This is a genomic window from Alphaproteobacteria bacterium (genome assembly GCA_017302575.1).
Taxonomy (GTDB): domain Bacteria; phylum Pseudomonadota; class Alphaproteobacteria; order Rickettsiales; family UBA3002; genus JAFLDD01.
Genome location: JAFLDD010000001.1, coordinates 846,846 through 869,228, shown reverse-complemented (window position 1 = coordinate 869,228; position 22,383 = coordinate 846,846). Strand labels below are relative to the sequence as shown.

The 22,383-nt window shown below is 51.4% G+C and carries 27 protein-coding genes; 5 read left to right on the top strand and 22 right to left on the bottom strand.

Annotation, left to right across the window (positions count from 1 at the left end; all coding sequences use genetic code 11):
- Position 1: 1 nt before the first annotated feature.
- The 4 genes from pyrF to J0M34_04490 are packed head-to-tail and all read right to left on the bottom strand — an operon-like array spanning position 2 to position 3,193.
- Positions 2-724, bottom strand: coding sequence for an orotidine-5'-phosphate decarboxylase (gene pyrF / locus J0M34_04505; GenBank protein ID MBN8543509.1), 723 nt, complete (start codon positions 722-724; stop codon positions 2-4).
- Positions 721-2,037 (bottom strand): dihydroorotase, encoded by a 1,317-nt coding sequence (locus J0M34_04500; GenBank protein ID MBN8543508.1) that lies wholly within the window; start codon positions 2,035-2,037, stop codon positions 721-723. Before J0M34_04500 ends, pyrF begins: the two co-directional genes overlap by 4 nt.
- Complete coding sequence (locus tag J0M34_04495; protein ID MBN8543507.1) at positions 2,030-2,242, bottom strand: hypothetical protein; 213 nt, start codon at positions 2,240-2,242, stop codon at positions 2,030-2,032. Before J0M34_04495 ends, J0M34_04500 begins: the two co-directional genes overlap by 8 nt.
- Before the next feature lie 3 nt (positions 2,243-2,245).
- A complete protein-coding gene (locus J0M34_04490) occupies positions 2,246-3,193 on the bottom strand; it encodes an aspartate carbamoyltransferase catalytic subunit (GenBank protein MBN8543506.1) in 948 nt (315 codons plus the stop codon).
- A 105-nt stretch (positions 3,194-3,298) separates the two neighbouring features.
- Between J0M34_04490 and J0M34_04485 the strand changes: the two genes are divergently transcribed.
- Positions 3,299-4,297, top strand: a complete 999-nt coding sequence (locus J0M34_04485; protein ID MBN8543505.1) for a hypothetical protein — start codon at positions 3,299-3,301, stop codon at positions 4,295-4,297.
- Positions 4,298-4,339: 42 nt separating this feature from the next.
- Complete coding sequence (locus J0M34_04480; protein ID MBN8543504.1) at positions 4,340-5,293, top strand: tetratricopeptide repeat protein; 954 nt, start codon at positions 4,340-4,342, stop codon at positions 5,291-5,293.
- On the opposite strand, the gene J0M34_04475 is transcribed toward J0M34_04480, so the two are convergent.
- Positions 5,290-6,027 (bottom strand): SDR family NAD(P)-dependent oxidoreductase, encoded by a 738-nt coding sequence (locus tag J0M34_04475; GenBank protein ID MBN8543503.1) that lies wholly within the window; start codon positions 6,025-6,027, stop codon positions 5,290-5,292. The two genes, J0M34_04480 and J0M34_04475, sit on opposite strands and share 4 nt — an antisense overlap.
- On the bottom strand, positions 6,024-6,797 hold the full coding sequence (gene mazG / locus J0M34_04470; protein ID MBN8543502.1) for a nucleoside triphosphate pyrophosphohydrolase: 774 nt from the start codon (positions 6,795-6,797) through the stop codon (positions 6,024-6,026). Before mazG ends, J0M34_04475 begins: the two co-directional genes overlap by 4 nt.
- A gap of 36 nt (positions 6,798-6,833) precedes the next feature.
- On the opposite strand from mazG, the gene J0M34_04465 reads away from it, so the two are divergent.
- From J0M34_04465 to J0M34_04455, 3 genes are all read left to right on the top strand, one after another.
- Entirely contained in the window at positions 6,834-7,568 is a 735-nt protein-coding gene (locus J0M34_04465) for a heme ABC transporter permease (GenBank protein ID MBN8543501.1), read from the top strand.
- On the top strand, positions 7,565-7,900 hold the full coding sequence (locus J0M34_04460; protein MBN8543500.1) for a ferredoxin family protein: 336 nt from the start codon (positions 7,565-7,567) through the stop codon (positions 7,898-7,900). The genes J0M34_04465 and J0M34_04460 overlap by 4 nt, the downstream gene beginning before the upstream one ends.
- Positions 7,901-8,157: 257 nt before the next feature.
- Entirely contained in the window at positions 8,158-8,901 is a 744-nt protein-coding gene (locus tag J0M34_04455) for a CarD family transcriptional regulator (GenBank protein ID MBN8543499.1), read from the top strand.
- Between the two features lie 146 nt (positions 8,902-9,047).
- Here J0M34_04455 and J0M34_04450 read toward each other — a convergent pair whose 3' ends face one another.
- From J0M34_04450 to rimM, 16 genes are all read right to left on the bottom strand, one after another.
- The gene (locus J0M34_04450; protein ID MBN8543498.1) at positions 9,048-9,800 is read right to left on the bottom strand and encodes a prepilin-type N-terminal cleavage/methylation domain-containing protein; all 753 of its coding nucleotides are present in this window, start codon (positions 9,798-9,800) and stop codon (positions 9,048-9,050) included.
- Entirely contained in the window at positions 9,801-10,553 is a 753-nt protein-coding gene (locus J0M34_04445; protein MBN8543497.1) for a prepilin-type N-terminal cleavage/methylation domain-containing protein, read from the bottom strand. It abuts the gene before it with no gap.
- Between the two features lie 38 nt (positions 10,554-10,591).
- On the bottom strand, positions 10,592-11,395 hold the full coding sequence (locus J0M34_04440) for a succinate dehydrogenase iron-sulfur subunit (protein ID MBN8543496.1): 804 nt from the start codon (positions 11,393-11,395) through the stop codon (positions 10,592-10,594).
- A gap of 9 nt (positions 11,396-11,404) precedes the next feature.
- Positions 11,405-12,226 (bottom strand): M48 family metalloprotease, encoded by an 822-nt coding sequence (locus tag J0M34_04435; protein MBN8543495.1) that lies wholly within the window; start codon positions 12,224-12,226, stop codon positions 11,405-11,407.
- Positions 12,226-14,013, bottom strand: coding sequence for a succinate dehydrogenase flavoprotein subunit (locus J0M34_04430; protein MBN8543494.1), 1,788 nt, complete (start codon positions 14,011-14,013; stop codon positions 12,226-12,228). The genes J0M34_04435 and J0M34_04430 overlap by 1 nt, the downstream gene beginning before the upstream one ends.
- Before the next feature lie 2 nt (positions 14,014-14,015).
- Positions 14,016-14,414 (bottom strand): succinate dehydrogenase, hydrophobic membrane anchor protein, encoded by a 399-nt coding sequence (gene sdhD, locus J0M34_04425; GenBank protein ID MBN8543493.1) that lies wholly within the window; start codon positions 14,412-14,414, stop codon positions 14,016-14,018.
- 1 nt (position 14,415) lies between these two features.
- Positions 14,416-14,790: a succinate dehydrogenase, cytochrome b556 subunit gene (sdhC, locus tag J0M34_04420; GenBank protein ID MBN8543492.1), complete on the bottom strand. Its 375-nt coding sequence runs from the start codon at positions 14,788-14,790 to the stop codon at positions 14,416-14,418.
- A gap of 275 nt (positions 14,791-15,065) precedes the next feature.
- A complete protein-coding gene (locus tag J0M34_04415; GenBank protein MBN8543491.1) occupies positions 15,066-16,097 on the bottom strand; it encodes an aspartate-semialdehyde dehydrogenase in 1,032 nt (343 codons plus the stop codon).
- A gap of 4 nt (positions 16,098-16,101) precedes the next feature.
- On the bottom strand, positions 16,102-17,217 hold the full coding sequence (gene leuB, locus J0M34_04410) for a 3-isopropylmalate dehydrogenase (GenBank protein ID MBN8543490.1): 1,116 nt from the start codon (positions 17,215-17,217) through the stop codon (positions 16,102-16,104).
- Between the two features lie 4 nt (positions 17,218-17,221).
- Positions 17,222-17,641 (bottom strand): DUF1761 domain-containing protein, encoded by a 420-nt coding sequence (locus tag J0M34_04405; GenBank protein MBN8543489.1) that lies wholly within the window; start codon positions 17,639-17,641, stop codon positions 17,222-17,224.
- Positions 17,642-17,688: 47 nt separating this feature from the next.
- Positions 17,689-18,288, bottom strand: a complete 600-nt coding sequence (gene leuD, locus J0M34_04400; protein MBN8543488.1) for a 3-isopropylmalate dehydratase small subunit — start codon at positions 18,286-18,288, stop codon at positions 17,689-17,691.
- A 3-nt stretch (positions 18,289-18,291) separates the two neighbouring features.
- Positions 18,292-19,161, bottom strand: a complete 870-nt coding sequence (locus tag J0M34_04395) for a four helix bundle protein (GenBank protein ID MBN8543487.1) — start codon at positions 19,159-19,161, stop codon at positions 18,292-18,294.
- Positions 19,158-20,570, bottom strand: a complete 1,413-nt coding sequence (gene leuC / locus J0M34_04390; protein MBN8543486.1) for a 3-isopropylmalate dehydratase large subunit — start codon at positions 20,568-20,570, stop codon at positions 19,158-19,160. The genes J0M34_04395 and leuC overlap by 4 nt, the downstream gene beginning before the upstream one ends.
- A gap of 39 nt (positions 20,571-20,609) precedes the next feature.
- Positions 20,610-21,011 carry a 50S ribosomal protein L19 gene (rplS, locus tag J0M34_04385; protein MBN8543485.1) on the bottom strand — a complete coding sequence of 134 codons (402 nt, stop codon included), beginning with the start codon at positions 21,009-21,011 and terminating at the stop codon, positions 20,610-20,612.
- A gap of 78 nt (positions 21,012-21,089) precedes the next feature.
- Positions 21,090-21,800 (bottom strand): tRNA (guanosine(37)-N1)-methyltransferase TrmD, encoded by a 711-nt coding sequence (gene trmD, locus J0M34_04380; protein MBN8543484.1) that lies wholly within the window; start codon positions 21,798-21,800, stop codon positions 21,090-21,092.
- The gene (rimM, locus tag J0M34_04375; GenBank protein ID MBN8543483.1) at positions 21,793-22,311 is read right to left on the bottom strand and encodes a 16S rRNA processing protein RimM; all 519 of its coding nucleotides are present in this window, start codon (positions 22,309-22,311) and stop codon (positions 21,793-21,795) included. Before rimM ends, trmD begins: the two co-directional genes overlap by 8 nt.
- Positions 22,312-22,383: the final 72 nt, after the last annotated feature.

The window sequence follows — 22,383 nt, the reverse complement described above, 5'->3', positions numbered from 1 at the left end:
TCTATATCTGAAGAGACGTCGCAATCGCTTGCGCAGCTTCCGCGCGATTGGGGGCTTGAGTAATGGGGCGACCAATCACCAGATAATCTGCACCTTTTTGTAATGCTTCACGCGGCGTCATGATGCGTTTTTGATCATGCGCATCACCGCCCTCAAGGCGAATACCTGGAACGACCAACTTGAAATCACCGCCCATCGCGCGACGAAGCATGCCGATCTCAAATGGCGAGCAGACCACGCCATCCAGCCCCGCGCTTTGTGCAAGGTCAGCAAGGCGAAGCACTTGATCATTGAGATTATCTTTAAACCCAAGCAGCGAGATGTCGTCTTGATCAAGGCTGGTAAGCAGCGTCACACCCACAACTAAGGGGCGTTCTTTACCAGTAATTTGCGCCACACGGTCCGACGCATCAATCGCCGCGCGCAACATGTTGATGCCGCCATTCGTATGCACCGTGAGCATAAAGGTGTTAAGCCCCGCCGTTGCTGCAATCGAACGTGCTACCGTGTTGGGGATGTCATGAAATTTCAAATCCAGAAACACTGGAATGCCTAGCTTGGTAATGCGTGAAACGCCGACCGCGCCATTAGCCGTGAAGAATTCCAGACCGAGTTTCACCGCGCCGACATGTGGGCGTACTTCCTCAGCGATGGAGCTTGCCGCATCCACTTCCTGCGTATCCAGCGCGCAGATGATGGGGTTCTTAGGTGAGAGATTGGTCATGCTTTGAATACCGTTTCGCCACCAACGACGGTGCGCAATGCGCGGCCTTTGGTTTTCACATCATCAAATGGCGAGTTCTTTGATTTGCTATGCAGCGCGTCGTTTTTAATCACCCATTCATGGTTGATATCGATGAGTGTCAGGTCAGCAGGCGCACCTTTTTTCAAACGTCCTGCAGTGGCGTGAATAATGTCCGCCGCTTTATAGGTCATCGTCGCCAACACATCGCGCAAGCTGAGGTGCTTGTCGTGGTAGAGTTTCAGCGACAGGCTCAGCATCGTTTCCAAACCGACAATACCGAAGCTCGCCGTATCCATTGGCACGCGCTTGGATTCCGCATCATGAGGCGCGTGGTCGGTGGCAATGGCGTCAATCGTGCCGTCTTTGAGGCCTTCAATCAGCGAGAGGCGGTCAGACTCCGCACGCAGTGGCGGGTTCATTTTACTGAAGGTGCGATAATCCATGACTGCTTCGTCGGTCAGAATGAAGTGGTGAGGCGCAACTTCCGCCGTCACGTTAATGCCTTTTTTCTTGCCCCAGCGCACCAGCTCCACCGCTTCTTTGGTGGAGATATGCAGTACGTGGCAATGACCGCCCGTCAGTTCCGCGAGCAAAATATCACGTGCCACAATCACCGCTTCCGACACGTTGGGGATGCCTTTAAGGCCAAGTTTCGTTGCTACCCAACCTTCATTCATGCAGCCACCGCATGAGAGGTTATGATCTTCCGCATGCTGTGCAATCGGCACGCCCAGCGCCTTACCCATGGTGAGTGCTTGGCGCATGATCTGCGCATTCATCACGGGCAAACCATCGTCGGTAAATCCACAAGCGCCTGCCTCAACAAGCATCGCCATTTCGGTGAGCTCTTCACCTTTTTGGCCTTTGGTAATAGCGGCATAGGGACGAATATTTACATAGCCCGTTTCAATGGCGCGCTTTTGTAAAAACGCCAGCACGGTAATATCGTCTACCACTGGTTTGGTGTTTGGCATGGTCGCGACTGTCGTCACGCCACCTGCGGCAGCTGCCTTCGAGCCCGTCTCGATTGTTTCTTTATATTCCTGCCCAGGCTCACGGAAATGCACCTGAATATCCAGCAGCCCAGGGCAGAGCACATTGCCGCCACAATCCACAATCTCTGCGCCTTCGGGTGTTGCGACCTTCGCGCCGAAATCAGCAATCGTTGAACCTTTGGTAATCAGCGTGCCTTTTTCATCGAGGCCCGATTCAGGGTCAATGAGTCGCGCATTGGTATAAGCAACCGTGTGGTCAGGTTTTAGATTGCGCTGGGGTTTAAAAAAACTAGTCATCTTTCTTCTTCGCTTCTCTTTTTAATCGTTTCGCTTCGGCCAGTGGTTCAAGCTCACCAATTCTTCGTTCAAGCTCTTGTCCCACATGAGAATCTCTATCAAAATGGCCTTGGTCTAGGCCTTCTTGTAAGCGTCTTTTCCAGATCGCAAGTTCCTTTTCTGGATCCAAAGGTACCTTATAAACCTGTTTTCTCATGCGTGCCATTACTCACCCTAACACTAATTCTAAAACCGCCTGCCTTACTGCAACTCCCATTTCCACTTGGTCTAAAATCGCGCTACGGCCAATATCATCGGCCACGTCGCTATCAATCTCCACACCACGATTCATCGGGCCTGGGTGCATAATCAGCGCGTTTGGTTTCGCGTGGCTGAGTTTTCCATAATCCAAACCATAGCCATGGAAATAATCACGCACGCTGGCGATGCCACGACCCGCCATGCGCTCATGTTGAATGCGTAGCATCATCACCACGTCCACGTCTTTTAGGCCTTTGCGCATGTCGGTCGTGTAGTTCACGCCGAACTTCTCGACTGCGGTTGGCATCAGAATCGGCGTTGCCACCAGCGTCACTTCCGCGCCCATGGTTTTGAGCAGATAAATGTTACTGCGCGCCACGCGGCTATTTGCGATGTCGCCGCAAATCGCCACTTTGAGCCCTTTAAGTTTGCCTAGCTTGCGGCGAATGGTCAGCGCATCAAGCAGCGCTTGGGTGGGGTGTTCATGCGCGCCATCACCTGCGTTGATGATATGGGCATTGGTTTTCTCGGCAATCAGTTGCACCGCGCCGGCAGACTGGTGGCGAACCACAATCGCATCCGCTTGCATGGCGTTCAGTGTCATCGCCGTATCGAGCAATGTCTCGCCTTTGCTGGTCGAGGAGGTCGAAGCACTAATATTTATGACATCCATGCCCAAGCGTTTGCCAGCCAGCTCGAAGCTAGTGCGCGTGCGCGTGGAATTCTCAAAGAAGAGGTTGATAAGGGTGCGACCCGTCAGGCTTTTCGACTTCTTATCGATCTGGCGGTTTTTCTCGACATAGGTTTCGGCCGCATCAAGAATCGTGGTGATAGTAGAAGCATCAACGCCTTCCATTCCAAGCAGGTGTCTTGGGAAGGCTTTATCATGAGCCGTTTTTCGCGCGGGTGTAGGCATGAGCGCAACTGATAGCGAAGCAGGCGTAAAAAGCCAGCACAATTACGCACTTAGCTTCATAAAATCTTCACATTATTCGCAATATAGCTCTGCTAGACTGAAAAAATGGACGGAAATCAATTAGTCAGTGATGATGCAAACCAACTTACAGAGATACCCAATATCCGTGAGTTGGTGGCGCGTTCAATGGCTGCAAAGCGCTTGGGCAGGGGTTTGCAAGGCGTGGTGTATGAGTTTGATGACGAAGCCAAACGCCAATACCCCATTTTAGATAAGTTTCTAGTGAAACGGTTCCGTACATGGACTGATTTCCCGACAAATGACGCAAATAGCTTCCTTAAAAATTTGTCAGAATCAGAGTCACTAATAGAATTACCAGATGAACTTGGCGGTCGTAATTTTGGTCAGGCTGTATTCAAAGATAATAAAGGAACATTCGCAATTCTGCTTCGCCAACAAGGGCAAGACATAACTGACTGGATACGCGATACCATTTGTGAAGGTCGTAAGTTAAGCGTATCTGGGCGCTATGACGCCTATCTTGATTGGCTGCGCAATCTACCGGATGATGCCTTCCTCGACCTTGCAGACAAGATTGCTTTTGTGAAATCCAGAGGCTTTCATCTCGATCACGTGAAGAAAGATAACTTGTTCTGGGATAATGACTCAGGGCGCTTCAACCTTATCGACCTGTTTGCTGAAGTGGTAGACCCAAAAGCAGAAGCTGCCGACCCTGTTCGCAAACGAGAAGTACACCAGCGCCCAATACAAAAATGGGCAGCAGGTCAGTTGGGTGTTGCGGATCTAACCATTAGCGAAGAAATGCTGGCGCTTTTCAAAGAGCAAAATAAGCGGATTGTGTTGAGCTTAGAGCTGCCCAAAACCGGATTTATAGCCAAAGACAAAGGTATTGAAGCTCTTGAAACTATGATTGAGTGGCGCATTAACAAATTACATTTAGACGAAAAATTCAAAGACACATATCCGCATGTGGGCCGCATGCACACACCTTCTTCGCAACTCCCGGCAATTCAGATGGATGCCCCAAGTATTGAGCTCCAAGGCAAGCTTGGTGAAGTGCATAGCCGCACAGCTCAAACCTAACCGCTTTATTCTTTTTTAAAGCTATGCTAACTCATCCTCTCCATGAAATTTCTGCCACTCATTCTTATTCCTTTGCTAGTGACTGCCTGCGAGAAGGGCAGCATCGCTGAGCAATGGGCAAACCCTGACAAAACCTTCTCGAAGCTCGACCAGCCCGACGTGCCCACCGTGCAATCCACGCTCGAACGTCAGGCAGAAGAAGCGTTGCAGAAGAATGATTATAAGCGTGCCGCAGGTTTCTATCAGCAGATGATAGATTCCAAAAAAACACCTGCCAAAGACAAGCTGCGCTACCGCGCGATTATGGCAGACATGCTTCGCCGCATTGGTGAGAATGAAAAGGCGCTAAGGCAATTCAACGAAGTGCTAGAAGAAGATCCAAACCATATTGATGCGTTGGAAGGCAAGGGCCTTACGGAAATGGCGCTTGGCCAATCGGCGGACGCAGGGCGCACGCTCTCCAAAGTGCTCGATAAAGACGGCAAGCGTTGGCGTACACTGAATGCACTTGGTATTTTGTTTGTTACCAAGAACATGATTCCCGAAGCGGTCGAATATTTCACCGAAGGTCTACGCGTGAGCCGCGATAATCCCGCGATATTGAATAATGTTGGCCTCGCGCGTGCCATTGACCGTAACTATCCCCGCGCGATTGAGACATTACAGCAAGCCGCAAAAATGAGCGTGACCGAAGAGCGCAAGAAGCAAGTCGAACTGAATTTAGCGCTCGTATATGGCATTAGTGGCGACATTGACTCCGCACGTGCCATGGCAGAGAAGCACTTGGAAGGTGCTACGCTCGACAATAATTTGGGGCTTTACGCGCACCTTGCGAAGAATGATGAGCTGGCAAAAACCTACCTTAACATGGCGCTTTCTAACAGCCCAACCTACTATGAGCGCGCGTGGAATAATTTGGATATTATTACAGAACAATCCAATCCCGATACGAAGGCGAATCCCTACGGCAAACCGAAGTCGGTGCCGATTCGCTAAGTGCTGCGATGTACGTTTGGCCCACCAGGTGCCTGCATCACGGGCATCACCTCAATGCGGTTGATGTTCACATGCGGTGGTTGTGCCATCGCCCAGCGCACGGTTTCCGCGATGTCTTCCGCAGTCAAAGGCTTTAGCCCTTTGTAAACTGCACCGGCACGTTTTTTATCGCCTTTAAATCGCACCAGCGAGAACTCGGTTTCTGCCATGCCAGGTTCAATATTGGTAACGCGCACAGGGCTGCCGAGTAAGTCTGCGCGCAAGGCGAGCGAGAAATACGTCACAAATGCTTTGGTTGCGCCATATACATTCGAGCCAGGGTAATGGTAGCTCCCCGCCATCGAGCTGATGTTGATGATGTGGCCGCGCTTACGCTTGCGCATGCCGGGTAATAGCAAACGCGTTGCCGTCATCAGCCCTTTGATGTTGGTATCGACCATCGTATTCCAATCATCGAGGTTCGTTTCGTCCGCCGGTGAAAGATCGAGTGATAGACCTGCATTATTAATCAAAACATCGACCTTCAGATTTTTGAGCGCGGCAGTGGTTGCTTTCTGGTCTTGTATGTCGAACACTAGCGTGGTCACTTTTGCGGGCTTGCATTTCGCAGCAACTTTCTTCAGCTCCGCCTCGCGCCGCCCCGTCAGAATCAAATGCACGCCTTTGTCTTTCAGCGCCAATGCACACGCCTTGCCAATGCCTGATGATGCGCCTGTGATAAGAATGGTTGTCATGCTGTTTTCGCCTTTTGCCAAAGTGCTTCCATTTCGTCGAGGTTCGTCTCTTCCCATTTCTTGTTCTGCTTTTTCAGTGCGGCTTCGATGAACTGAAAGCGCTTGGTGAATTTCGCATTTGTTTGGCGCAATGCCTCTTCGGGGTCGATGCCATGAAAGCGCGCAAGGTTCGTAACCGCAAACAACAAATCGCCGATTTCTTCCTGAAGATGTCCTTTATCGCCAGATGCAGTGGCTTCTTCGCACTCGTTCAGTTCTTCTAAAATTTTATCGCGCACACCGTCTGTGTCGGGCCAATCAAAGCCAACACGTGCGGCACGTTTTTGTAATTTTTCGGCGCGCATAAGGGCGGGCAGGGCAGTGGGCACATCGGCCAATACGCTATCGCCCGTTTTCTTCTTACGCTCCTCGGCTTTAATATTTTCCCAATTCTCGGTCTGCGCGTCGGCGTCTTTGATGGTGGCATCACCAAACACATGCGGGTGGCGGCGCTCCATCTTTTCGCCAATATTCTGCGCGACGTCCTCGAATGTAAACAGCCCGTCCTCAGATGCCATTTGTGAATGGAACACAACTTGCAGCAACAAATCACCGAGTTCTTCTTTTAGGTTCTGCATATCGCCACGCGCAATCGCATCCGCCACTTCATAAGCTTCCTCGATGGTGTAGGGCGCTATGGTTTTAAAGTTCTGCTCCAAGTCCCACGGGCAGCCACCATTAGGGTTGCGCAGCTTTGCCATAATTTCGAGTAGTCTTTTGGTATGATTCATATTGATTCGCTTTCCGTTGGATGACATATAGCGGGCATGCATCGTTTTGCCAACCCAGCGCGTTTTGCCCGTATGAGCAAGGTACTGCTGCCTATTGCAGCATTGCTGGCGTTGGTGCTTGTCTCTTATGCGCTGTATCTGGTGTTCTATGTTGCGCCGCCTGATTACCAGCAAGGCATTAGCGTACGTATCATGTATATCCACGTGCCTGCGGCCATGCTCGCCTCTGCGCTATATGGCATCATGGCTGCGCTATCGATTAGCTATCTGATCTGGCGTCATACGCTAGCTAATGTCATTGCACGCGAAGCCGCCGCCATTGGATTAACACTAACTGCCGTTACGTTGGTTACCGGTATGCTTTGGGGCAAACCTATGTGGGGTGCCTATTGGGTGTGGGACGCGCGCTTGACCAGCATGCTCATTCAACTTTTTCTCTATGCGGGTTACCTTGCCGTTGCCAATGCTGGCGGGCAAAGTGAAAAAGGGCGAGTCGCTGCCGCATGGTTATGTATTGTCGGTGCGATCAATTTACCCATTATCAAATTCTCGGTGGAGTGGTGGAATACGCTGCACCAACCCGCAGGGCTTTTGCGTTTTGATGGCACATCCGCGATTGACCCAAGCATGCGCACCCCGTTACTACTGATGTTGGCAGGAGTGACCTTGCTTGTGATAGCCCTTTTGTTAGTGCGAGCTAACGCTGCGCTCAATGAACAAAAAATCCGACGCTTGCAAATTTCTAAGATTAGTCATAAATCGCGCGCATGACCTTCGTTGTTACTGATGCCTGTGTCCGTTGCAAGTATACGGACTGCGTAGAAGTCTGCCCCGTGGACTGCTTCTATGAGGGAGAGAACATGCTCGTCATTCACCCTGATGAATGTATTGATTGCGGCGTGTGTGAACCGGAATGTCCTGTCGAAGCGATCAAGCCTGAGTCCGAGGATTTGATCAAATGGGTCGAGATTAACCGCGATTACGCGATGAAGTGGCCAGTCATTACCAAAAAGAAGGACGCCCCAGCCGACGCGGACGACTTCAAAACGGTGGAAAACAAGTTCGAAACACTGTTTAGCCCCGAAGCTGGCACGGGCGACTAAGTCTTAAGTTATTGTTTTTTAATGAAAAATAAATTTCGCAATAGAATTATTCATTAATTAACTAAATTTTTACCATTCTATTTGCCCAAATTTTGTGCTATAACCCTGCCATCCTCAGTGAGAGAGGATTCCCAAGACACGTTACAAGAACGGTATATGTGTTGAGGCAACTGCCAGAGGCAGATGTCCAAGGGATGTTGTAGTGAGTTGAGTTGTGTAACCAACGATGGCAGTGCCATCACAAAGGGGTAACAAACATGGCGACCAAGGCAAAAGCAAAAAAAGTAATGGCTAAAAAAACTGTAGCGAAAAAACCTGCAGCTAAAAAAGCAGCAGTGAAGAAAGTTGTTGCGAAGAAAACGCTCGTGAAAAAAGCGAACGTGAAAGCGGCTGTAAAATCGACCGTTAAGCCAGGCAGCAAAAAGATTGAAGTGAAGAAGCCAATGGCTGTAGTCGCACCAAAACCTGTAGCGAGCACGCCTTCGGTTGCGCCAGTTGCATCAAGCAAGAAAGGTTTCGCAGTCGGTGAGTACGTGGTGTACCCAACGCATGGTGTTGGCCGTATTATGGGCATCGAGGCTGAGAAAATCGGTGAGTACGAGTTGAAAGTATTCGTCATCAACTTTGAAAAAGACAAAATGACCCTACGCGTGCCGCTCAATCGTGCGGAAGCTGCAGGCCTTCGTTCGATTTCGCCAAACGACCAGATTTCACGTGCAATCACGACCTTGAAAGGCCGTGCAAAAATCGCCCGTGGTATGTGGAGCCGTCGTGCGCAGGAATATGAATCAAAAATCAACTCAGGCAATCTGGTTCAGATCGCTGAAGTGGTGCGCGATCTGCACAAGAACGTTGACCAGTCAGAGCGTTCATACAGTGAGCGTATGATTTATGAGACCGCAATGCACCGTTTGGTTGGTGAAGTTGCTGCGTCTGAGCGTGTGGATGTAAAGGCCGCTCACGACAAACTGCTCAAAGTATTGCGTAAACAAGCAGCTTAGTTTTTAAGTGCGAGGGAACGCTTCGTTCCCTCGTAACTCCCTCCGCCGCAAGCGGCTCGCGCAGCTTAGGCGCTGCGCAGGAAACAAAAAAGAGTCTATGGCAAACGAAACCCCGCGATGAAAGTCGCGGGGTTTTTTTATTGTGTTTATTGAAATGCTTTGAACGAAAGACTGCAACCAACTGCCGACGCGCTCAGTAAGTATTCTGCTGTGCTAGCAACCGCAGTCGTATTGCAGGTAAGGTTTGCTTCAGTGGCGACGACGCTGCCGTAGGCGGGTCTGCCGTCATCCATCTTGGTGTCGATATTCCACGCCTCTTCAGGCTTTAGTGCATAACCAAATGGCATGTTATTGGTCTGCGAAGCGCCGAACATCAGCACCTGAGTATTGGTCATAAACCCAATGCTGCCAAATAGTCTCATGCCCCAGCCCGCATTCGTCAATTTAGAGCGCGGCACATTGGTGCCCAGTATTGCATGGTCAATATTACCCACACTGCCTTTGGCCCCAGTGTAATTACCTTCAATCAGTCCAGCGTTGGCAAGCTGTTGCCAGAATCGGAATTGCTCAGAGCTGCCCGTGAAAGAAGTCTCATGCTCGATGGTTCCATCACCATCACCGTCGCAGGTTTGTGTGCCTGTGCCTTGGGTTACAGCGCATGTGGCAGGGGTGGCATGGGCAGCGCCCCAGAACTTTGTCGCATCACGAAAATCGCCAGGCAGACCGAAATACTTATCGCGAAACGTAGCGATGGAGGCAGCATAGCGCTGGTATTCAGATGAAACAGCACGAAGTTCCGACGCGCGAATAAGCGACTGGCCAGCGAGAATACCGCCCGTCAGCAATCCAAGGATTACCAATACGATGGAAAGTTCGACGAGTGAGAAACCACGTATCACTTAGTAGCCAGTTTTAATGACCAGTGCACAGTTCACACCGCTTTGATCAAGCGCATAAGTAGAAGCAGCGAGGGTCGTTGTTGCTGCGACAGGATTACTGCAGCCTGCAGCAGCAGCTGCAGCGAGTGCATCGCGCTCTAGTGTTACGATGGCGCCAGTAGCGGGATTCGCGTCGTCTGCTTTGGTATCAATATTCCATGCTTCTTCAGGCTTTAATGCCTCGGTTGGTAGCGTGGCACTGGTGCCGCCGCCAAACAGGAATGCATTGCCATAAGAGCCTTCAAAATATGTGGTGGTCGGTGTGGTGGCTACGGTGCCGAGGTTGCCAACGTTCCAGCCCGCATTATTGAGCTTCGAGCGAGGGTTGTTTGTACCAGCCGTAAGCGTGGTGTTGGCAATGTTGGTGTAGCTGCCCTCAATCAAACCGGCTGCCGCCATATGGATCCAGAAGAGGGAGATTTCGTTGGTCGTAGCCGTACCTGTGGTTTCAACGAGACCATCGCCGTCACCATTACCAACCCACGCAGCCGCACCGAAGCTGGTCGCGTTATTCATATCACCTGGTATAGAAAAGTACTTATCGCGGAAGGTGCCAATCGCTGCTGCGTAACGCTGCTGTTCTGTGCTAACTGCACGAAGCTCCGCAGCGCGAATCAAGGATTGTCCTGCCAAAATACCGCCCGTGAGCAGACCTAAAATGACAAGTACGATGGATAATTCGACCAGCGAGAAACCGCGTGAAGTGCTGTGCATGTTAGGAGCTCCTTTTATGAATTTTTAGAACTATACCATTAAACTTTGCGGGCGAGTAGCATCTTCTTGATTTCAGCAATCGCTTTCGCAGGATTTAGGCCTTTGGGGCAGGTTTTAGCACAGTTCATGATGGTATGGCAGCGATAGACACGGAACGGATCTTCAAGATTATCAAGACGTTCACCGGTCATTTCATCGCGCGAATCAATGATCCAGCGATACGCATGCAGCAGGATAGCAGGGCCTAAATAGCGGTCGGAATTCCACCAATAGCTAGGGCAACTGGTCGAGCAGCACGCACAGAGGATACATTCATAGAGACCATCGAGCTTGGCGCGGTCTTCTGGCGATTGCAGGCGCTCTTTGCCTTGTGGTGCGCGTGACTCCGTCTGTAGCCATGGCTTGATGGACTCGTACTGCGCATAAAAATGGGTCATGTCAGGCACGAGGTCTTTCACCACGCTCATATGCGGCAAGGGGTAGATGTTCACATCGCCCTTCACATCGCAAATGGGCTTGAGGCAGGCGAGGGTGTTCGTGCCGTCGATGTTCATCGCGCAGCTACCGCAAATCCCCTCACGGCAGGAACGGCGGAAGGTCACGGTCGAGTCTACTTCGTCTTTAATCTTGATCAGCGCATCGAGCACCATAGGCGCGCACTCATCCATATCGATCTCATAGGTATCGATACGAGGATTCTTGGCTTCGCCCTGTTCATTTTTATCTTCAGGATCGTAACGGTATATATTGAATTTCTTGACGTTTTTCGCGCCAGACTTCGCCGCGAATTTCTTCCCGTCCTTATTGATTTTAGAGTTTTTAGGTAATGCAAACTCAGCCATAGATGCTCCTTACGATTTCATCGGCTTCAGGTTAGGAATAAGAGGTAAGCCTTTGGATTGTTTATAGCGAATCTCTTTGACGGTTTTATCCATCTCAATCGTGCGCTGTGGGTTATTGGGGTGCGTGGTGCTGATATAAATCGCGTCTGGTTCGGCAAGCGACATCTCGCGCCAGAACATGGGTGCGTCCTCAATTTTGAAACCTGCACGTGCCAGTATGTATAGCCCAACATAGTCCGCCTCGTGCTCGAATTCCGAGCTGTAGCTGAGCTGGCCTTGTTGCGCGCCAAGTTTACCGAACTGGCCATTCGTGCTCGTCCCGCGTGACGTTGCGGCAATATCCACCAAGGTGCCGAGCACTGCGCCAATCGTCACATTTTGCATGAGCGCTTGTTGGTGGCCCATGATGTTATGCGCGAATTCATGCGCAATCACGAAAGCAAGCTGGCTATCATTGCGCGTAAAATCAATCATCGCAGGGTAGATAACAACTTTTTGCCCATCAGCATGGGCGTTAAGACCTTTTTCATCGACATTCAACTCAACATCAAACGTACATTTACCTTTGCCCTTGGTGAGCTCCATGCAAAGTTGGCCAGATGCTTGTTCGATGGGTTGTGAGATGACACCTAGGCGCGCTGCCATGATCTTGATGTCTGAAGGGCTATAGTCTTTTTTGTCGTTGAAGTTTTTATTAGCAGCTTTCGCAGCCTCAGACTGCATCTGCTGCTCATACTTCACTTCTTGCGCAGAATAGACAGGGCGCTGCGTCGTTGGCTTAGCACACGCTGCCACCGCTACCAATGCTACTACTGCAACCATTTGCTTCATTAATAGACGCGCTTCTTTGGTGGGATAGGTTTCACATCATCGCTCAGCACATTCATATGCACAGGGCGATAATCGATTTTCGTATTACCTTTTTCATCAATCCAGCAGATGGAGTGTTTCATCCATTCCTCATCGTTACGATCTGGGTAATCCTCATGCGCATGCGCGCCACGACTTTCTTTACGGTTTTCCGCACAGGTCACCGTGATGAGTGCTTGGCTGCGCAGGTTGTCCAACTCCAGTGCCTCAACGAGGTCAGAGTTAAAAATCATTCCACGATCGCTAATCGCCAGATCGCTGAAAGAAGTATAAACGTCCTTCATTTTCGTCACCCCTTCTTTGAGTGACTCGCTGGTGCGGAATACGGCCGCGTGGTTTTGCATGACACGCTGCATTGCTTTGCGTATCTCAGCCGTACGCTTGCCGCCTTTCGCGTAGCGAATAGCATCAAGACGTGTCAGCACCTTATCGGTTGCGGCTTGCGGCGCTGCTTTCACGCGCGTGCCTTTTTTCACAATATCACGTGCGCGGTGCGCTGCTGCGCGGCCAAATACCACGAGATCGAGCAGTGAGTTCGAGCCAAGACGATTCGCGCCATGCACCGAAACGCAACCCGCTTCACCAATCGCCATCAAGCCTTCCACGACCGCGTCGGGATTGCCGTTTTTGAGCGTCACCACTTCACCATGGTAGTTGGTGGGCACGCCACCCATGTTGTAATGCACGGTTGGAATCACCGGAATAGGTTGTTTGGTAACATCCACGCCTGCAAAGATTTGCGCGGTTTCTGAAATGCCAGGCAAACGTGCGTGCAGTACCGCAGGGTCGAGATGGTCGAGATGCAGGAAGATATGATCGCCTTCCGCGCCAACGCCACGGCCTTCACGAATCTCCATCGTCATCGAACGCGACACCACGTCACGCGAGGCAAGGTCTTTTGCCGATGGCGCATAGCGTTCCATGAAACGCTCACCCTTGCTATTCACCAGATATCCGCCTTCACCGCGTGCACCCTCGGTAATCAGACAGCCAGAGCCATAAATACCCGTGGGGTGGAATTGCACGAACTCCATGTCCTGTAGCGGAATGCCCGCGCGTGCCGCCATGCCGCCGCCATCACCCGTACAGGTGTGCGCCGACGTTGCCGAGAAATAGGCGCGGCCATAACCACCCGTTGCGAGCACGGTTTGGTGGCCATAGAAGCGGTGCAAGGTGCCATCGTCGAGATTCCACGCCATGACACCACAGCATTTGCCGTCATCATCCATCAACAAATCAATGGCGAAATATTCGATGAAGAACTTCGCAGAGTGCTTCAGTGCTTGTGTGTAGAGCGTGTGCAAAATGGCGTGGCCTGTACGGTCAGCCGCCGCGCACGTACGTTGCGCCGCAGGGCCTTCACCATAATTGGTGGTCATACCGCCGAAAGGACGCTGATAGATTTTGCCTTCTTTCGTGCGGCTGAATGGAACGCCGTAATGCTCGAGCTCGATGATTGCTGCAGGCGCTTCACGGCACATATATTCAATCGCGTCTTGGTCGCCCAACCAGTCGGAGCCTTTAATCGTGTCGTACATGTGCCAGCGCCAATCGTCTGGACCCATGTTGCCAAGCGCTGCCGAGATACCGCCCTGAGCCGCTACCGTGTGCGAGCGGGTAGGGAATACTTTGGTGATACAGGCAGTGGAAAGGCCTTCTGCCGCCATGCCGAAGGTAGCGCGTAACCCAGCGCCGCCTGCGCCCACAACAATCACGTCATAATAGTGGTCGGTAATGTTGTAGGTCATGGCTAAATCCCGAAGAAATGAAGTTTAATGACAGCGAACAGGCTCAAAATACCCATCGCCCAGAAAGCAAAACTATTGGTAAAGAGCGCCCCAAACTTGATCCACTCATGGTGAATGTAATCTTCAATCACCACTTGAATGCCAAGCTTGGCGTGCCAAAAACCAGAAACCAACATACCCGCCAAAGCCACTGCAACGAGAGGGCTTTCCAACCACGCGGCAACTTCAACGCGGTTCGCACCCGCAAGCTCACCAACCAAGGAAACCATAAACCAAATAGAAAGCGGCACGAGCAATACGGCGGTGAGGCGCTGCATCCACCAGTGGTGAACACCGTCTTTTGCAGAACCAAGCCCGCGTGCGCGTGCAATGGAAGAGGTGAGTTTTGAACGAGATTTCATGCTAACTCCAGATAATGAGCCACGTGATAAGAGTGGCGAGTGCGGTAAATCCAAAGACGAAATAACCAGTTTTATCGGCGGTTTTGAGGTCAAAGCCATTACCTGTATCCCACCAGAGGTGGCGTAACCCGTTACCAAGGTGGTAGTAGAAGGCCACTGACCAGCCAATCAGCATGATTTGGCCAAGGATTGAGCCAAAAAACCCACGCCACATCACGAAATAGCCAGAATTATAGGCCGCAGCCCATAGCCAAGCGACCATAAAGGCCGCGCCGACGGACAGCACAATGCCGCTAATGCGGTGGAAAATGGAGGTAACCGAGGAAATCTGTGGTCGGTAAATCTGCAGGTGGGGCGAGAGGGGGCGCTCGTTCATAACAATCCTGTGAGATAATTTTTAATATTTTTCGCATTTTTAAGAGGTTGCCAGATGCTTGTCAAACAAGCACTTAGATTGCACACAGCGTTCATTGAGCGGAAACGGTTTTGTCACGTAATTGCCACGCTAAAACAGCAGCTTTACCGCTATAGTAGCCCATGATTGTTAGAATCAGGGACGGGCATGAGTAAAGTCACCAAAAAGGCGGACTTTATCATCGACGGTAAAAAGGCGGAAGCGCGATGAAATGCTTAAGGCGCGCAGCGCTTAGCTTAAGCCGCTTTTGCTTTCAGCCCAAAATTCTCAATCAACTTCTCAGCGATTTGTACGGCATTGAGTGCCGCACCTTTGCGCAGATTATCCGACACAACCCACATGTTGATACCATTGGCAATGGTTGGGTCTTTGCGCACGCGTGAAACATAGACGTTATCTTCGCCCGCACATTCAGCAGGCGTAATGTAGCCGCCATCTTCACGACGATCCACCAAGGTCACGCCTTCTGCCTCTTCGAAAATATCGTAAACTTCTTTCACCGAGATAGGGTTGGTGAATTCGATATTCACCGACTCCGAATGGCCAACAAATACCGGTACGCGCACGCAGGTCGCGCTCACCAGAATATTCGGATCGAGAATCTTTTTGGTCTCTTCTACCATCTTGAATTCTTCTTTCGTCATGCCGCTATCCATGAATGAGTCAATGTGCGGAATCACGTTGAAAGCAATGCGCTTGGTGAATTTCTTTGGGTCTTTATGGTCATGCACATAAAGTGCTTTGGTTTGGTCATAGAGCTCGTCCATCGCGTCTTTGCCTGCACCCGAAACGGATTGGTAGGTCGAAACCACCACGCGTCTAATAGGGTTTACCGCGTGCAATGGCTTCAGCGCCACGACCATTTGAATGGTTGAGCAGTTAGGATTCGCAATGATATTGCGTTTGCCGAAATCTTTTAGCGCATGCGCATTCACTTCTGGAACAACGAGCGGAATATCCTGCTCCATACGGAAATAGGAGGTGTTATCAATCACCACACAACCTTGGACCGCAGCACGTGGCGCATGGACTTTCGAAACCGCAGAACCGGGAGAAAACAGAGCGATATCCGTACCCGTGAAATCATAATCATCGAGCACTTTGACATCGAGAATTTTGGTGTCACCGAAGCTCACTTGTTTGCCAAGCGAGTTGCGCGACGCAAGCGCCACCACTTCGGATGCTGGGAATTTACGCTCATCCAGAATCGCTAGAATTTCACGGCCAACATTTCCTGTCGCGCCCACTACTGCAATTTTGTAACCCATCGTCTTACGCTGCCTTCGTTTGTTTATTCAGTTTTTCCAGTGACGCTAAAATCGCATCACCCATTTCTTTGGTGCCAACCTTCTTCTTGCCGTCTTGCATAATATCACCCGTGCGATAGCCTTGCTCCAGCACATCAGCAACTGCCTTATCGACGAGATCTGCTTCACGAATCATGTTGAATGAATAGCGCAGCATCATGCTCACCGAGAGAATCGTTGCGATCGGGTTGGCAATGCCTTTGCCTGCGATATCAGGCGCGGAACCATGCACGGGCTCATACAGTGCCGCGCGCTTGCCGTTCTTTTCTTCACCAAGCGAGGCGCTCGCCAACATACCGAGTGAGCCTGTCAGCATCGCCGCGCAATCAGAGAGAATATCGCCGAAGATATTTCCAGTCACCATCACGTCAAACTGCTTTGGATTGCGCACCAACTGCATCGCCGCATTATCAACATACATATGCGACAGCTCGATATCGGTATAATCTGCGTCGCGCAATTTCTGCACTTCTTCGCGCCACATTTCGGTGGTCTCGAGTACGTTCGCCTTATCGACCGAGCAAAGTTTTTTGTTGCGCTTACGCGCAAGCTCTAGCGCCACGCGGCCAATGCGCGTGACTTCCCAATCCGCATACACCATGGTGTTACGACCCACGCGATGACCGTTCTCGACGGTAACGCCGCGTGGTTGACCAAAATAAATATCACCCGTCAGTTCGCGCACGATAAGAATATCCAGACCCGAAATAACGTCTGCTTTCAGTGTCGAAGCATCCGCCAATGCAGGGAAGCACATAGCAGGGCGCAAGTTTGCAAACAAATCGAGGTCTTTGCGAATGCCGAGCAAGCCGCGCTCTGGGCGTACGCTATAATCCAGCGATTCCCATTTTGGGCCACCAACGGCACCGAGCAAAATCGCATCTGCCTTCTTTGCTTTCTCGAGTGTTTCAGCAGGGTAGGGTGTTCCCACCGCGTCATACGCCGAGCCGCCGATAAGTGCTTCATCGAAAACAAATGAAGCGCCAGCCGCGCTGGCAGCCCATTCGAGCACGCGCTTGGCTTGAGGGACTACTTCAGGCCCGATGCCATCACCAGGCAGCAATAGGATGGTCTTTGTCATGACGCTAGCTCCAGAACAAGAATACGGTAGCGCCTGCTAGCAGAGAAAACAGGCTTCGAAAAGCCTGAAGTAAGAAAAGTGCAAAAGGTTGCTTCTCCCACACGAAACCATTGGCTTGTTCGGCCATCACAAAGAGCCAGATAAGGCTGACACCGCCATAGAGAGCATGTGTGTTACTACCTGCGTGTGCAGCAACAACGCCAAGCAAATATGCAATGAGCAGGGCAAAGATGGTAGCGAACACATAGCCACGGCGCGCCTCATCGGGGCGGATATCGCTCATGCGGATACCAGAGAGGCGCATCCAAGCTTTACCGAAGAAGAAGCTCGAGTACCAAAGAGAGCCAACGATCATCATCGCCACGGCGCTTAGAACTACGGCGAATGGGGAAACGTCTGCGAGTGTGTTCCAGTAATGTTCCATCAACCCGAGATAGCGGGTTTTTCAAGGAATTGAAAGAAAAAATCCTACTAAAGCCAAGGAAACGCTTGGCTGCGCTGAGTCTCAAAGTTGGCAATCGCCGCCTTTTTCTCAAGCGTTAGGCCGATATCATCAAGCCCATTGAGTAAGCAATGCTTGCGGAATGCGTCCAAATCGAAGCGGAATTCATGGTTTCCGGCTTTGATGGTCTGCGACGGCAAATCAACGGTGATTTTATTGCTCGACGACTGGGCGTGCTGCATCAACGATTCCACCTGCTCACGTGGCAGCACGATGGGCAGAATACCGTTTTTAAAGCAGTTATTATAGAAAATGTCGGCAAATGACGGTGCAATCACGCAGCGAATACCGAAATCCAGCAGCGCCCACGGCGCATGTTCGCGCGAAGAGCCACAGCCGAAATTATCAAACGACACCAGCACTTCCGCAGACGTGTAAGGCTCGCGGTGCAAGACGAAATCCTCAATCTTTTTGCCTTCGACCGTATAGCGCATTTCATAGAACAGGCCGTCTTTGAGACCCGTGCGCTTAATGGTTTTCAGGAACTGCTTCGGGATAATCATATCCGTATCCACGTTTTGCAACGGGAGTGGGGCAGCAACTGCGGAAATACTGGTGAACTTTTGCATGGATTAGTCGCGGTCTCTACGTGGTTTTGGTTTGCCGCCGAAGTCACGCTTCACGTAAGGCTTCTTGCTGCCGCCGTATCCTTGGCGGTCACCGCGCGTGTCCTCGCGCTTTTTGTAAGGGCGGTCGCCACCATCACGTGCTGGGCGTGCATCGCGGTCACGCGGCTTGTATTCGCGGCGTGGCGCATCACCATCTTCACGTTTCTGGTAAGGCTTCTTATATGGGCGGTCGCCACCACGCGCGTCATCGCGTTTAAAATCACGACGTGGGCGGTCTTCACCACCTTCGCGCTTCTGGTAAGGCTTTTTGTAAGGGCGGTCACCACCGCGATCATCGCGGTCACGTGGCTTGAATTCACGACGTGGACGATCTTCACCACCATCACGTTTTTCGTAAGGCTTCTTGAACGGACGGTCACCACCACGCTCTTCGCGTGCTTTGCTGCGCTCTTCACGCTGTGCCACTTGCTCGGCACGTTCTGCATCGCGCGCGGCGATTTTCAGGCCATGCTGCATGCCGATAAGCAAACGTGTGATGGCATCAATCTCGTCCTGCGCGTCCGAAGCTTCGACATATTTCAAACGCTCAGCGAGTTGCAATTGTGTTGAAAGTTCAGCAAGTGCTGATTGCGCTTCACGGTAGAATTCGCTGATCTCCAAGCTGTCGCTTGCAGCGCTTGCTGCCGCAATCGCACTGGCAACGTAAGTTGCCGTTTGGCGCAGTTGTGCAGCCAAACCCGCATGCTCACGCGCAGGGAATTGTTCGGTTTGTTCGAAGACTTGCTCAGCAAGCAACATCGATTTCTGCCACGCTGGCAGGTTCTGGTAGTCACGTGCCGTGCCGATGGCAGCGGTCTTCAGTTCGGTACTCATTGGAAATCCCTTACATCTGCCAGTTTTCCCGTAATCGCGGCGGCAGCGGCCATGGCGGGACTCATCAGATGGGTGCGGCCACCACGGCCTTGCCTACCTTCGAAATTTCGATTGCTGGTCGCGGCGCAACGTTCGCCAGGTGACAAGCGGTCATTATTCATAGCAAGGCACATCGAGCAACCAGCTTCGCGCCACTCAAATCCAGCGGCGGTAAAAATTTTATCCAAGCCCTCTTTCTCGGCTTGTTGTTTTACAAGGCCAGAGCCCGGAACAATCATGGCGAGCTTCACTGAAGCAGCAACTTTTTTGCCGTCCACGATTTTTGCAGCAGCACGCAAATCTTCGATACGGCCATTGGTGCATGAACCAATGAACACCTTATCGATGGCAATGTCAGTAAGCGGCGTGCCTGCGGTAAGACCCATATATTCAAGCGAACGGGCAATCGTCTCGCGGCGTGCTTCTTCGAAATCCGTAGGTGAGGGCACTTTGCCGCTAATCGGCAGAACGTCTTGTGGGCTGGTGCCCCATGTGACTTGCGGAAGTATGTCGGCAGCATTGAGCGTGATTTCCGCATCAAACGTCGCATCCGCATCGCTTGGCAGAGTCTTCCACCATGCAACGGCCTTGTCCCACAACTCACCTTTTGGCGCCATCGGGCGGCCTTTGAGGTATTCGAAGGTTTTCTCGTCTGGCGCAATCAGACCCGCGCGCGCACCTGCTTCGATGCTCATGTTACACACGGTCATACGACCTTCCATGCTGAGTTCGCGAATCGCCGAACCTGCATATTCAATTACATAGCCCGTGCCGCCAGCCGTGCCGATTTTACCGATGATGGCGAGCGTAATATCTTTCGCTGTCACGCCGATTGGCAAAGTGCCATCCACGGTGACGCGCATATTTTTTGCACGTTTTTGAATCAGTGTTTGGGTGGCAAGCACATGCTCGACTTCCGACGTGCCGATACCAAATGCGAGCGCACCGAATGCACCATGTGTCGAGGTGTGCGAGTCACCACACACAATCGTCGCGCCGGGAAGGGTGAAGCCTTGCTCAGGCCCCACAATATGCACGACGCCTTGGCGCAGATCGTCCATCTTGAAATACTGCACGCCGAATTCTTTGGTGTTGTCTTCAAGCGTTTGCACTTGAATGCGCGACGTTTCGTCTTTGATGCCTTGCAGGCGATCGCTCGTCGTTGGTACGTTATGATCGGCAACTGCGAGTGTCGCTTCAGGCTTATGTACTTTACGGCCAGCAGCGCGCAAACCTTCGAAGGCTTGAGGCGAAGTTACTTCATGCACCAAATGACGGTCGATATAGAGCAGACACGTTCCGTCCTCTGCTTCATGAACGAGATGTGCATCAAAAATTTTATCAAAAACTGTACGTGGTCTTGCGCTCATGCGAAGACTTTCCAATCATCAAAATCGTGAAAGACGTGATTACGCTTGGGCTTCGCTGCCAGCGTTATCTGCACCCGGAACCACCGAACGCTTTTCTTTAATACGTGCCGCACGGCCAGTAAGACCACGCAGGTAGTACAATTTCGCACGACGCACTTCACCGCCACGGATTTTCTCAATCGAATCCAGACGTGGTGAGAAGGTTGGGAAGATACGCTCAACACCTTCACCATGGCTTACTTTACGCACGGTAACCGATGAATTGATGCCAGCATTTTTCTTTGCAATCACGAGACCTTCGAACGCCTGAATACGCTCGTTGTTGCCCTCGATAATACGCACGTTCACGCGCACGATGTCGCCTGCTTCAAACGCATCGATGCGCTTGCCTGCGGTTGCTTTTGCCAATTGCTCGGCTTCTAATTGCTGTACAATGTTCATAACGTTCTCTCTTTATAGCGCGCATCCCGCGCGGAAAGGGCTTATTGGGGTATTTTGGGGGCGATGTCAAGCGCTTCGCTATTTTTTATATTTTTCCCATAAATCCGGCCGGTTTTTCTGGGTCATAGCCTCGGCCTGCGCCTTGCGCCAAGCATCAATATTCTTGTGATGACCGCTGGTAAGCACGTCCGGCACGGTTTTACCGTCCCATTCCGCGGGTTTCGTGTAATGTGGATACTCCAGAAGATGCTGATATTCCTCGTGAAGTCCGAAACTTTCCTCCCCCAAGCTGGCTGCATCACCCACAACATCTGGCAACAGGCGTACTGTGCCCTCGATAATCGCCATGGCGGGGATATCGCCGCCCGTGAGTACAAAATCGCCCAGTGATACTTCGCGTGGCGTATGTTTCTCGATAACGCGCTCATCAATCGCTTCATAGCGCCCACAGATAAGAATGAGTGGTTGCTCGGTGAACTCCTTCAGCATGGGTTGCGTCAAACGTTCCCCACGTGGGGTGAGGTGCACAAGCTGCGCATTAGGCACCCGCTTCTTCGCTTCCGTAATCGCGGCATCCATCACGTCAGGCTTAATCACCATGCCCGCGCCACCACCATAAGGTGAATCATCCACCACCTGATGTTTGCCAATGCCGTAGTCACGTAAGTTAATGGTGGTGAGTTTCCACGTACCATTATCCAACGCATCACCGATGAGTGAATGCGCCAAGGGCCCCGGATACATATCGGGCATCAGTGTAATGACCACCACTTCCCATGGCTTAGTCATGTTCTTCTCCACGGATGACTTCAGGCGGTGAAATCACAATACGTTTCGCCGCGACATCAATCGTGGGGAAGGTAGCGGTATTGAACGAAAACATCTCGTCGCTACCATCCCTTTTGGTGATTTCTAAAATATCACCCGCACCAAAATTATAGACTGCCTTGATCGTGCCATACGCGTCACCATTTTCCCAAGTAACGGGGATGCCAATCAAGTCTGTTACGAAAAATTCACCTTCTTTGCGCGTATCAGGCAGGGCTGCGCGTGGAACGCCCAGCTTCTTGCCGCGCCACAATTCTGCATCTTCGCGCCGCTTTAATCCCTCAATTGCGGCAATAAATACAGTGCCATCACCACCCGTAATTTTTAGACGTACGGGATTGCCCGCCGCATCTATCAGGTTGGGTAGCGCGAAGGATTCAGGCGGGCTAGCAAAGGATTTGATTTTGACGCGGCCACTCACACCGTGCGGTGACGTTACCACCGCAAGCTCGACAAAATCAGAAACATTCATGGCTTAAAGTCCGAAATGTTCAATGACCCCGAACACACCCAGAACTACGCCAGCGACTGCCAAGGCGATTTC